The following is an 11,831-nucleotide window of genomic DNA, read 5'->3' on the forward strand; positions in this document are numbered from 1 at the left end:
TTAATCCCCTCCATCTGACTGATTCATCACTTTCTCTTATATGCTTTCATTCTTTAGCCTATCACATCAGAAAGCAGCGATTCGGGAAAGATGACAATTTAATTAAAGCGCTTGCATTTTAGTTTCCGTCGTTTATACTACTTGTATACAAGTATACTTATCAAACAAAGTAGGTGCTTTTTTATGTCTGATCTTTTATACCCGATTAAATGGTTATCAAAAGCATCCGCCGGTGATCGTGTCGCTCATGAACTGCGGATGCGGATCATTTCCGGCAAGATCGAGAGCGGTACCGTCCTATCCGAAAACAAACTGGCCGCTGATTTTTCCGTCAGCCGGTCTCCTGTCCGGGATGCCCTGAAAGTATTGGCTTCAGAACGGATTATCCGGTTGGAACGGATGGGTGCCGTCGTCGTCGGGTTGTCCAAAAAAGACATCCAGGAAATTTATGACGTCCGACTGTTAATCGAAACGTTCGTTTTTGAACGGATCGTCAAGATGGATCGTCAGGATCTGGTCCGTGAACTGAGTAAAGTTCTCGAGATGATGAAGATTGCCATCAAGTATAAGGATGCGGATGAATTTTCGTATCAAGACGTCCTGTTTCACGAAACCATCATCCGGTCGATTGATCACGGATATGTCAGCATGATGTGGCAGAATCTCAAGCCCGTCATGGAAAGCTTCATCTTACTGTCGATGCGTCAGCGTCTCGATGAGGACATCGAAGATTTCGAGCGGATTCTCGAAAACCATGCGCTTTACGTCGAAGCCATCGAGACGGGTGACCGCAAACGGATGATCGCTTCCCTGCACCAGAACTTCGATGATGTGCAGGAAGTTGAAGACTTATGGAAATCGCAACAATTAATGTCGAAGGGAGTAGAGCCGCATGACTGAATACATGTTAGGGATTGATATCGGGACAACAAGTACAAAAGCAGTGCTCTTTACGACAAAAGGGGAAGTCGTCGGTCAAACGAATGTCGGTTATCCGCTCCACACACCGAATCGTTCGACAGCGGAACAGGATCCGGAAGAGATTTTTCATGCCGTCCTTGAAAGCATCCGGTTGATGACGAAACAACATCCGGCGGAGCAACCGAAATTCGTTGCCTTCAGCAGTGCCATGCACAGTTTAATCGCAATGGATGAACACGATCAACCGTTGACGGCCTGCATCACATGGGCCGACAGCCGGAGCGAAGTCTGGTCGAACCGAATCAAGGAACAGTACGGTTACTCGATTTATCACCGCACCGGAACTCCGGTCCATCCGATGTCGCCGCTCAGTAAGATTTGCTGGCTCGTCAAAGAACATCCGGACATTGCAGCGCGGACGAAAAAATACATCGGCATCAAGGAATTTGTCTTCCAGCGTCTGTTTGGACAATACGTCATCGACCATTCACTCGCTTCAGCGACCGGTTTATTCAACATCCATGATCTCGACTGGGATGCGGAAGCGTTACAGGTCGCAGGCATCGATGCAACCAAATTGTCGCGACCGGTTTCGACGACAACGTCCTTTACCGATTTAGCACCGGAATACGCCAAACAAATTGGCCTAGATCCTTCTACACCGTTCCTGATCGGGGCAAGCGACGGCGTCCTGTCGAATCTCGGGGTTAACGCGATCCGGAAAGGCGAAATCGCCATTACGATCGGAACGAGCGGCGCAATCCGGACGATCATCGACCGTCCGCAAACGGATGAAAAAGGCCGGATCTTCTGTTACGCCTTAACCGAGAACCATTGGGTCATCGGTGGACCGGTCAATAACGGCGGCATGGTCTTACGCTGGATTCGTGACGAACTGGCCTCGGCGGAAGTCGAGACCGCGAAACGTCTTGGTATTGATCCATATGCCGTCCTGACGAAAATCGCCGAACGCGTCCGTCCCGGATCAGACGGTTTACTGTTCCACCCGTATTTGTCAGGCGAACGGGCTCCGCTTTGGAATCCGGATGTCAGCGGTTCTTTCTTCGGCTTGACGCTGTCACACAAAAAGGAACATATGATTCGGGCCGCCCTCGAAGGTGTCATTTATAACTTGTACACTGTCTTCCTGGCGTTAATCGAATGTATGGATGGTCCGGTCACACGGATTCAGGCAACCGGGGGGTTCGCCCGTTCTGAAGTGTGGCGTCAAATGATGGCGGATATTTTCGAATCGGAAGTCGTCATTCCGGAAAGTTTTGAAAGTTCATGTCTTGGAGCCTGTATTCTCGGATTGTATGCGACAGGGGAAGTCGATTCGTTCGAAGTGGCAGCAGACATGATCGGCGATACACATCGCCATGTGCCAAATGAGGAAGCCATGCACGAATACCGTCAGTTACTGCCGATTTTCATCAGTTTGGCACGTGTTCTGGAAACGGATTATCGACGCATCGCTACGTATCAACGGGGTCTGATTCAAAAAGAAATTTAATTTAAGTTTTTGGGGGAAGTCACATGCCATTAGTCATTGTTGCCATCGGGATTATTCTGTTACTTGTTTTAATTATGGGGTTAAAATTAAACACGTTCGTTTCTTTAATCATCGTCTCGTTTGTCGTCGCTTTACTGCTTGGAATGCCGCTTGATCAAATCGTCACGACGATTGAAGCCGGTCTCGGCGGAACGCTTGGTCACCTCGCCTTAATCTTCGGACTCGGTGCCATGCTCGGGAAACTGATTGCCGATGCAGGCGGTGCGCAACGAATCGCGATGACGCTTGTCGCGAAGTTTGGGGAAAAGAACATTCAATGGGCTGTCGTTGTTGCTTCGTTCATCATCGGGATCGCGTTATTCTTTGAAGTCGGACTGGTGCTATTGATTCCAATCGTCTTCGCCATCTCACGTCAGTTGCGTGTCTCGATCCTCTATCTCGGGATTCCGATGGTCGCGGCACTTTCCGTCACACACGGCTTCCTGCCGCCACACCCGGGCCCGACTGTCATCGCCGGCGAGTACGGTGCTGATCTCGGACAAGTTCTTTTATACGGTTTCATCGTAGCCGTGCCGACCGTCATCATCGCCGGTCCGATCTTTACGAAAATCGCGAAACGAATCGTTCCGGAATCCTTTAAAAAGACAGGCAACATTGCGTCACTCGGGGAACAAAAAGAATTTAATCTCGACGAGACACCAGGATTCGGCATCAGTGTTTTCACAGCGATGCTGCCAGTTCTCCTGATGTCGATTGCCACGATTTTAACGTTATTGCAAAAAACGCTCGGTTGGGAAAGCAATTCGGTTTTATCTGCCATTCAATTCATCGGAAACGCATCGACGGCGATGCTGATTTCCTTGCTTGTCGCCATTTATACGATGGGACTGGCACGTCAGATTCCGATTAAAAGCGTTATGGATTCTTGTACGACAGCCATCACGCAAATCGGTATGATGCTGCTGATCATCGGCGGCGGCGGTGCTTTCAAGCAGGTCCTGATTGACGGTGGTGTCGGTAAATTCGTCGCTAAGATGTTTGAAGATACGACCTTATCACCGATTTTACTGGCGTGGATCATCGCAGCTATCTTACGGATTTCACTTGGTTCGGCAACCGTCGCTTCACTGACGACAGCCGGTCTCGTCATTCCGTTGCTCGGCCAATCGGATGTCAATCTGGCACTTGTCGTTCTCGCAACAGGAGCCGGCAGTTTGATCGCTTCACACGTCAACGACGCCGGATTCTGGATGTTTAAAGAGTATTTCGGATTAACCATGAAAGAAACTTTCGCGACGTGGACCTTGCTTGAGACAATCATTTCCGTCTTCGGACTTGGATTCGTCCTTCTGCTCAGTCTCGTCGTCTAAAAAAAGGAGTCGGTACACTATGCTACATTCAATCGGAGTCATCGGGCTCGGTGTCATGGGGCGCAACATCGCCTTGAACATGGCAAGCCGTCAGGAAGACGTCGCTGTCTATAACTACACACGTGATTTGACGGATGACTTAATGGCACATAACGAAGGATTGCCAGTGCATCCTTATTACGAGGTGGCTGATTTTGTTCAATCCCTAACCCGTCCACGAAAAATTTTCGTCATGGTCACGGCGGGAAGCGCAATTGATTCGGTCATCGAGTCGCTGATTCCACACCTCGAAGCAGGCGACATCATCATGGATGGTGGAAACTCGCATTTCCATGATACGGAACGCCGCTTTGATCAGTTGCAACAACACGGAATCGAATACATCGGTGTCGGCGTCTCCGGCGGGGAAGTCGGTGCGCGGACCGGTCCTGCCATCATGCCGGGCGGTACAAAAGAAGCTTACGAACAAGTCGCGCCGATTTTGACGAAGATTGCGGCACAAGTGAACGGCGATCCATGTTGCGTCTACATCGGACCAAAAGGTGCCGGCCATTTCGTCAAGATGGTCCATAACGGGATCGAATACGCCGACATGCAGCTGATCGCGGAAGCGTACAGTTTCCTCCGTGTCCGTCTTGGACTCGACGTGGAAGAAATTGCGGATGTCTTCGCGTCTTGGAATGAAGGCGAGCTGAAAAGTTATCTGATCGAAATTACAGCCGATATTCTCCGGAAAAAAGATGATGAGACCGGTCTTCCGTTAATCGATGTCATCTTGGATCAAGCCGGTCAAAAAGGGACAGGCAAATGGACGAGCATGCAATCGATTGATAACGGGATTGCTTCGTCCATCATTACGGAAGCCCTCTTCGCCCGCTATCTCTCGGCCGTCAAAGAAGAACGTGTCGCTGCTGCTTCCGTTCTCGGTGGACCGGAAGCCCGTGAGACACTCGATAAAGACGTCTGGATCGAACGGATCCGCCAAGCGCTCTACATGGGGAAAATCGCTGCATACGCGCAAGGATTCACACAGTACCGGACGTCATCCGAGCTGTATGACTGGAACTTACGTCTCGAAGAAATCGCCTTGATTTTCCGCGGCGGCTGTATCATCCGTGCCGAGTTCCTCAATGTCATCAGTGAAGCGTTTGCGAAAGACGAGTCGCTTGCGAACTTAATGCTTGCACCGTACTTCGCGGACAAAGTTCAGGACTATCAAACGTCACTGCGTCAGGTGGTCGCTGAAAGTTCATTATCCGGACTCGCTGCTCCATGTCTCAGCACATCGCTGACTTATTACGACAGCTACCGGACGGCGAACTCCAATGCGAACATCCTGCAAGCCCAGCGTGATTATTTCGGAGCCCATACGTATGCCCGGACCGATCGCGACGGAACGTTCCATACGGACTGGCAGTAACTTATACAGCTTCCATTTCCTGTTTCATTTAAGGAAATGGAAGTTCTTTTTTTGTTCACACTTTGTTTATCAGAATAGGAAATTGCAGGTTATGTCTTGACAAAACTAAGCGTCTATATGAAATTAGTATTAGATTAGAATTATTCTAGTGTGATAGATACAGTTGTTACTTTCTACTAGAACAGATTCTTAAATAGAACCCAACAGGAGGATTTTTATCATGTCTTTAATCGGAAGTGAAGTAAAACCATTTAGTGCATCAGCATTCCACAACGGAGAGTTCGTCGATCTTACAGATGCCAACCTTCGTGGAAAATGGAGTGTCGTTTGTTTCTACCCAGCAGACTTTACATTCGTTTGCCCGACTGAGCTCGAAGATCTTCAAAACCAATACGCAACACTCAAAGCGCTCGACGTTGAAGTTTATTCAGTTTCAACAGACACGCACTTTACACATAAAGCATGGCACGAAACTTCAGAAACAATCGGTAAAATCGAGTACGTCATGATTGGTGACCCGTCACACGTCATCTCACGTAACTTCGAAGTCTTAAACGAGCAAGACGGACTTGCAGACCGCGGAACGTTCATCATCGATCCGGACGGCGTCATCCAAACGGTTGAAATCAACGCAGGCGGAATCGGCCGTGACGCAAGCACACTCGTCAACAAAATCAAAGCAGCACAATATGTACGCAACAACCCAGGCGAAGTTTGCCCAGCGAAATGGGAAGAAGGTTCTGCAACACTTACACCGAGCCTTGACCTCGTCGGAAAAATTTAAGGAGCGGATTTGAGATGGCTTTAGCAGCAGATATTAAAGCACAACTCGCTCAATACCTCGATTTATTGGAAGGAGATCTTGTCCTCGCGGTCAGCGCCGGGACAGACTCCGTTTCTCTTGAGATGAGCGAGCTCGTCGAAGAAATCGCGAGCATGTCACCACGCATCAGCATCGAACAGGCGGCCTTGCCGCGGACACCAAGCTTCAGCGTCAACCGTGTCGGAGAAGAGAGCGGGATTACGTTTGCCGGGATTCCACTCGGTCACGAGTTCACGTCCCTCGTCTTGGCGTTACTCCAAGTCAGCGGTCGCGCGCCGAAAATCGACGCCGCACTGATCGACCAGATCAAAGGTATCAAAGAAACGTATCATTTCGAATCGTACATCAGTCTCAGCTGCCACAACTGTCCGGATGTCGTTCAAGCCCTAAACGTCATGAGTGTTCTGAACCCGAACATCAGCCACACGATGATTGACGGCGGTGCCTTTAAACAGGAAGTCGAAGCAAAAGAAATCATGGCTGTCCCGACAGTCTTCGTCAACGGCGAAGCGTTCGGAAACGGTCGGATGTCGCTCGAGGAGATTCTCGCGAAACTCGGTACAGGTGTCGACGCTTCTGACTTTGCGGACAAAGACCCGTACGACGTCCTCGTCGTCGGTGGCGGTCCTGCCGGTGCCAGTGCTGCGATTTACGCGGCACGTAAAGGAATCCGGACGGGAATCGTCGCGGAACGGTTTGGTGGTCAAGTCATGGATACGATGAGTATCGAGAACTTCATCAGCATGAAGTATACGGAAGGTCCGAAACTCGTGGCGAGTCTTGAAGAACACGTCAAAGAGTACGGGATCGATGTCATGAACCTTCAACGGGCGACACGTCTTGAGAAAAAAGACCTCGTTGAGCTGGAGCTTGAAAACGGTGCGGTCTTGAAAACAAAGAGTTTGATTCTCTCAACAGGAGCACGCTGGCGCAACATCGGTGTGCCGGGCGAACTTGAATTCAAGAACAAAGGGGTTGCGTACTGTCCTCACTGTGACGGTCCACTCTTCGAAGGAAAACGCGTTGCGGTCATCGGCGGCGGGAATTCCGGTGTGGAAGCCGCAATCGATCTTGCCGGTCTCGTCAAACATGTGACGGTGCTTGAATTTGCACCGGAACTGAAAGCGGACGCGGTCTTACAAGACCGTCTCGCGAGTCTTCCGAACGTCACGGTCGTTGCCAACGCCCAGACGAAGGAAATCACGGGTACGGATAAAGTGAACGGCATCACGTATGTCGAACGCGAAACAGGTGCTGAGCACCATGTCGAGCTCGAAGGTGTTTTCGTCCAGATCGGTCTTGTGCCAAACACAGACTGGCTCGGCGAAACAATCGAACGCAACAAGTTCGGTGAAATCCTTGTCGATCGTCATGGCGCAACGAACATCCCGGGTGTCTTTGCAGCCGGTGACTGTACGGATAGTGCTTACAAACAGATCATCATCTCGATGGGATCAGGGGCGACAGCAGCACTCGGTGCCTTCGATTATATGATTCGTAACTGATGATGGAAACGTCTTGCTTCGGCAAGGCGTTTTTTGATTGTAAAATCTAGTATGAACAGAATCGCTACGAACAAAAGAGAATTTTTCCCGTGCTTTTCTCGGGCGAGGCGCAAGCCGCGGCTTTTGCGACCACAGGTTTTAAAGCCGGGTCTCGCCTGCCTCTGACAGCGCGCAAACGCGCTTTTCCCCGTAGAAGTCACGGAAAATCATCTTTTAGATGTTCCTATTTCATGATTAGAAGTCAACCCGTAAACTGACCCCTATAAATTGTTCGAAATTGATACTTTTAGCTAGTCCAGTAATCTGATAGATTGAGAGTATTCAAAATCTATCATAAAGAAGGTCTGACACATGCAAAAAGCAGCACCGTATTCAAGCACTCGTACCCGGCAACTCGTCATCACTGCAATGTCGATTGCACTTGTTTTGATCACAACTCTGCTCGTGAAAATCCAGTTACCGATTGCTCCAAACGGTGGATTTGTCCATCTCGGAACAGCAATGTTATTCCTGATTGCGATTCTCTTCGGACCCCGGACAGCAATGATTGCTGGCGCAGTCGGAATGGGACTCTACGATATCCTGACTGGCTTCATGATTTGGTTCCCTGGAACATTTGTCGCACGCGGTCTTCAAGGTTTAATCGTCGGTTGGATCGCATGGTCGGGCGGACGAAACGGAAACAACGTCAAATTTAATCTACTCGGGATGATTTTATCGGTTCCTGTAATGCTCGCTGTGTACTTTGTCCATGAAGGAATTGCTTTCAGTAGTTGGACAGCTCCAGTTGGTTCAATTCCAGGTAACCTCATCCAAAACGTCGTCGGAATTCTTGTTGCGATTCCAGTCGGGATTGCCCTAAAGAAAACACGTTTCTTCCGTCAACGTGGCTAATTTCACACAAACAACCCCGCTCTCTTCAAGAGAACGGGGCTTTTTTATGCTTCCTATAATGTGTTTAACGAATCGGTTGTGCTTCCGTTAATTCAAGTGTTTTTGTTGTTTCGGCGTGGATTTGATCAAAGAGTTCCGGATTCGCGACGAGTGACGTGCCGTACGACGGAATCATTTCTTTGATTTTTGCTTCCCAACCAGGCAGTTGATCCGGGAAACACTTGGCCAGCACTTCCAGCATGACCGGTACGGCTGTTGAAGCGCCTGGTGATGCGCCGAGCAACGCTGCAACCGAACCGTCTGCCGCACTGACGACTTCCGTTCCGAACTGAAGTGTCCCCTTGCCTTGTGGTGTATCTTTGATGACCTGAACCCGTTGACCGGCAACGACGACATCCCAGTCTTCCGTCTTCGCGTTCGGAATGAACTCACGCAGTTCGTTCATCCGTTGCTCCGTCGACAGTAAGACCTGTTCGATCAAATACTTCGTCAATCCCATCTCTTTTGCGCCAGCCGCAAGCATCGTCAAGACGTTATTTGGTTTGACCGATGTGATCAAATCAAGATTTGATCCTGTCTTGAGGAACTTCGGCGAGAAGCCGGCGAACGGTCCGAATAAGAGTGATTTTTGACCGTCGATGTAACGTGTATCCAAGTGCGGGACAGACATCGGTGGTGCGCCGACTTTCGCTTTCCCGTAGACTTTCGCATGATGACGCTCGGCGATTTCCGGATTTTTACAGACGAGGAACAAGCCGCTAACCGGGAATCCGCCAATCTGTTTCGACTCCGGAATCCCTGTTTTTTGAAGTAACGGCAAGCTTCCTCCGCCGCCGCCGATAAAGACGAACTTCGCTGTATGGTGTTCAATCCGGTTGTCGCGTTCGTTTTTGACTTTGACTTCCCAACCGCCGTCGACCCGTTTCAAGTCTTCGACACCATGACCATAATTGATCTCGACATCGAGTTGTTTTAAGTGATCAAACAAAATCCGTGTCAACGCACCGAAATTGACGTCCGTTCCCGAATCGATTTTAGTTGCTGCGATCGGCTCCGGTGATGTCCGGCCTTCCATGATTAATGGAATCCATTGTTTCAGTTGTTCCGGATCTTCCGAAAATTCCATTCCTTTAAACAACGGATTAGCTGAGAGCGCTTCCAATCGTTTTTTCAGGAATGTGACGTTTTCCGCTCCTTCGACCATACTCATATGTGGAATCGGCATGATGAATTCTTTCGGATTCGGCAAAACTTGTTCTTTGACGAGGTGCGACCAGAATTGGCGCGACAGTTGGAACTGTTCGTTGACTTTGACAGCCTTGCTGATGTCGATCGTTCCGTCGGCATTTTCCGTCGTATAGTTCAGTTCGCAAAGTGCTGCGTGACCTGTCCCCGCGTTGTTCCATTCATTTGAACTTTCTTCCCCAGCACTCGCTAACTTCTCGAATACTTTAATCTTCATGTCCGGCGCAAGCTCTTTTAATAAGACCCCTAACGTTGCGCTCATGACTCCGGCACCAATTAAAATAACATCTGTTTGTTTAGGCATACTGCTCATGATATCCTTCCTATCCCCGTTTGATATTATGGACCTGTCATACCAGTTGAAAGCGCTCGTATGACGACAACTTACCTTTCCAGTATAACCCTATCACAGGTCGTTCATAAATTAAAATATCCGGTGCCTCCAGCTAAAAATAAATACACTTCCCTTGCAGCGATCATGCACATCCTGAGACATACTTTCAGAAAAAGCGGCTATATACTCTTATAGAGGAAAAAGGGGGGAACCATTTATGGCGACACGCTGGATTTTCGGTAATCAACTCAGTCAAAGCTTACCGCTTCTAACAGAAGCCGACCCAGAAGAAGATATCATCCTGATGGTGGAAGCGACATCCCGCTCAACCTGGAAGGCATATCATAAACAAAAACTGGTGCTGATTTTTTCAGCGATGCGTCATTTCGCAGACGAACTCCGGGACAAAGGATTCACGGTCGATTACCGGGAAGCCGATTCGTTTGATGAAGCGTGGAAGCAACACCAAAAGCAGTACAAACCGACACACCTCATCTACACAGCCATTACAGACGAACCGATGCGCCGTGTCATGAAAAAATTTCAGGACGCTCTCCCGAAATCCATCACCGTCGATGTCTGTTCGGATGTTCCGCTCTTTTTATTGACGCAGAACGAAGCCATCGCACTGCTTGGGGACAAACCATGGAAGATGGACCGCTTTTACAGGCAGCTTCGCAAAGAACGCAATTTGTTGATGAACGGGAATAAGCCGGTCGGCGGAAAGTGGTCGTTTGATGCGGATAACCGGAAACCGGCAAAGGACGGCATCGATTTTAACGCACCGATCCGGTTCCGTCCGGACCAGATTACACGTGACGTCATGAAAAAGATCGACACGTCGTTTACCGACCATCCGGGTCAGCTTGAGACGTTCCACTGGCCGGTCACCCGAGCAGAAGCCCAGCGCGCACTCGCCCGGTTCATCGACGAACGGCTTGAGACGTTCGGGACCTATCAGGATGCGATGCTGACGGGAGAAGATACGTTATCGCACTCCCTGCTCTCCTCGTCGATCAACATCGGCTTACTGTCACCGGACGAAGTCATTAAAGCGGCAGCGGCCGCACTGGAAGAGCAGGACGCACCGCTCAACGCTGTTGAAGGATTCATCCGGCAGATTCTCGGGTGGCGCGAATACATGCGGGCGGTTTATTTAAGTGAAATGCCGGGGTACGAACAGGTCAATGTCCTCAAACACAACCGTGACTTGCCGGACTTCTTTTGGGATGGCGAAACAAAGATGACGTGTGTCGCGGAGTCGCTGCGACCTGTCATCGAAACGGCGCACAATCATCACATCCAGCGGCTGATGGTGCTCGGGAACTTTGCTAATCTGTTTGAGATTTCCCCGCAACAGACAGCAGACTGGTTCAACGAAATGTATATCGATGCCTATGATTGGGTCGTCCTGCCGAATGTGCTCGGGATGGCCTTGCATGCCGACGGTGGTCTCCTGTCGACGAAACCGTATATTGCCTCCGCGAACTATATCCATAAGATGAGCGATTACTGCGGGAACTGTCCCTTTAATCAAAAGGATGCGCTTGGCGACAATGCCTGTCCCTTCAACGCCTTATACTGGGACTTCATCGCCCGGCACGAGGAACGGTTCGCCGGTAACCAACGGATGTCGATGATGTACCGGCAGTGGGCAAAACGGGATAAAAGCGATCAGCAGGCGATTCGTAAAAAGGCAACAGCCTTGAAAAAGCAATTGGCGGACGGACAGTTCCATCGCTGAGCTTTTCATCAACATCAAGAAAGACCCGGCTCCCTGCCTTACTTGGCAGGAAATCGGGTCTT

Annotated in this window: 9 protein-coding genes; 8 read left to right on the forward strand and 1 reads right to left on the reverse strand. The window is 49.8% G+C overall.

Annotated features, from left to right (window positions below; translation table 11 throughout):
• Positions 1–183: 183 nt before the first annotated feature.
• From R7V76_RS06270 to R7V76_RS06300, 7 genes are all read left to right on the forward strand, one after another.
• A complete protein-coding gene (locus R7V76_RS06270; RefSeq protein ID WP_290827986.1) occupies positions 184–900 on the forward strand; it encodes a GntR family transcriptional regulator in 717 nt (238 codons plus the stop codon).
• On the forward strand, positions 893–2,434 hold the full coding sequence (gene gntK / locus R7V76_RS06275) for a gluconokinase (protein ID WP_318091631.1): 1,542 nt from the start codon (positions 893–895) through the stop codon (positions 2,432–2,434). The genes R7V76_RS06270 and gntK overlap by 8 nt, the downstream gene beginning before the upstream one ends.
• A 23-nt stretch (positions 2,435–2,457) precedes the next feature.
• Positions 2,458–3,804 carry a GntP family permease gene (locus tag R7V76_RS06280; protein ID WP_318091632.1) on the forward strand — a complete coding sequence of 449 codons (1,347 nt, stop codon included), beginning with the start codon at positions 2,458–2,460 and terminating at the stop codon, positions 3,802–3,804.
• A 19-nt stretch (positions 3,805–3,823) separates the two neighbouring features.
• The gene (gene gnd, locus R7V76_RS06285) at positions 3,824–5,224 is read left to right on the forward strand and encodes a decarboxylating NADP(+)-dependent phosphogluconate dehydrogenase (RefSeq protein ID WP_318091634.1); all 1,401 of its coding nucleotides are present in this window, start codon (positions 3,824–3,826) and stop codon (positions 5,222–5,224) included.
• 220 nt (positions 5,225–5,444) lie between these two features.
• The gene (ahpC, locus tag R7V76_RS06290; RefSeq protein ID WP_012371860.1) at positions 5,445–6,008 is read left to right on the forward strand and encodes an alkyl hydroperoxide reductase subunit C; all 564 of its coding nucleotides are present in this window, start codon (positions 5,445–5,447) and stop codon (positions 6,006–6,008) included.
• A 14-nt stretch (positions 6,009–6,022) separates the two neighbouring features.
• On the forward strand, positions 6,023–7,552 hold the full coding sequence (gene ahpF, locus R7V76_RS06295) for an alkyl hydroperoxide reductase subunit F (RefSeq protein WP_318091635.1): 1,530 nt from the start codon (positions 6,023–6,025) through the stop codon (positions 7,550–7,552).
• Between the two features lie 351 nt (positions 7,553–7,903).
• On the forward strand, positions 7,904–8,446 hold the full coding sequence (locus tag R7V76_RS06300) for an ECF transporter S component (RefSeq protein WP_318091636.1): 543 nt from the start codon (positions 7,904–7,906) through the stop codon (positions 8,444–8,446).
• A 64-nt stretch (positions 8,447–8,510) separates the two neighbouring features.
• Here the strand turns inward: R7V76_RS06300 and R7V76_RS06305 are convergent, their stop codons facing one another.
• Positions 8,511–10,004 carry a malate:quinone oxidoreductase gene (locus R7V76_RS06305; RefSeq protein ID WP_290827976.1) on the reverse strand — a complete coding sequence of 498 codons (1,494 nt, stop codon included), beginning with the start codon at positions 10,002–10,004 and terminating at the stop codon, positions 8,511–8,513.
• Positions 10,005–10,242: 238 nt separating this feature from the next.
• On the opposite strand from R7V76_RS06305, the gene R7V76_RS06310 reads away from it, so the two are divergent.
• Positions 10,243–11,769, forward strand: coding sequence for a cryptochrome/photolyase family protein (locus tag R7V76_RS06310; RefSeq protein WP_318091638.1), 1,527 nt, complete (start codon positions 10,243–10,245; stop codon positions 11,767–11,769).
• Positions 11,770–11,831: the final 62 nt, after the last annotated feature.

This window comes from Exiguobacterium artemiae, assembly GCF_033342815.1.
Taxonomy (GTDB): domain Bacteria; phylum Bacillota; class Bacilli; order Exiguobacteriales; family Exiguobacteriaceae; genus Exiguobacterium_A; species Exiguobacterium_A artemiae_A.

Excerpts from the sequence above, each read along its gene's own strand:
- R7V76_RS06270 (WP_290827986.1), top strand. The coding sequence starts at position 184 with ATGTCTGATCTTTTATACCCGATTAAATGGTTATCAAAAGCATCCGCC.
- R7V76_RS06300 (WP_318091636.1), top strand. The coding sequence starts at position 7,904 with ATGCAAAAAGCAGCACCGTATTCAAGCACTCGTACCCGGCAACTCGTC.
- R7V76_RS06305 (WP_290827976.1), bottom strand. The coding sequence starts at position 10,004 with ATGAGCAGTATGCCTAAACAAACAGATGTTATTTTAATTGGTGCCGGA.
- gnd (WP_318091634.1), top strand. The coding sequence starts at position 3,824 with ATGCTACATTCAATCGGAGTCATCGGGCTCGGTGTCATGGGGCGCAAC.
- R7V76_RS06280 (WP_318091632.1), top strand. The coding sequence starts at position 2,458 with ATGCCATTAGTCATTGTTGCCATCGGGATTATTCTGTTACTTGTTTTA.
- ahpC (WP_012371860.1), top strand. The coding sequence starts at position 5,445 with ATGTCTTTAATCGGAAGTGAAGTAAAACCATTTAGTGCATCAGCATTC.
- ahpF (WP_318091635.1), top strand. The coding sequence starts at position 6,023 with ATGGCTTTAGCAGCAGATATTAAAGCACAACTCGCTCAATACCTCGAT.
- gntK (WP_318091631.1), top strand. The coding sequence starts at position 893 with ATGACTGAATACATGTTAGGGATTGATATCGGGACAACAAGTACAAAA.
- R7V76_RS06310 (WP_318091638.1), top strand. The coding sequence starts at position 10,243 with ATGGCGACACGCTGGATTTTCGGTAATCAACTCAGTCAAAGCTTACCG.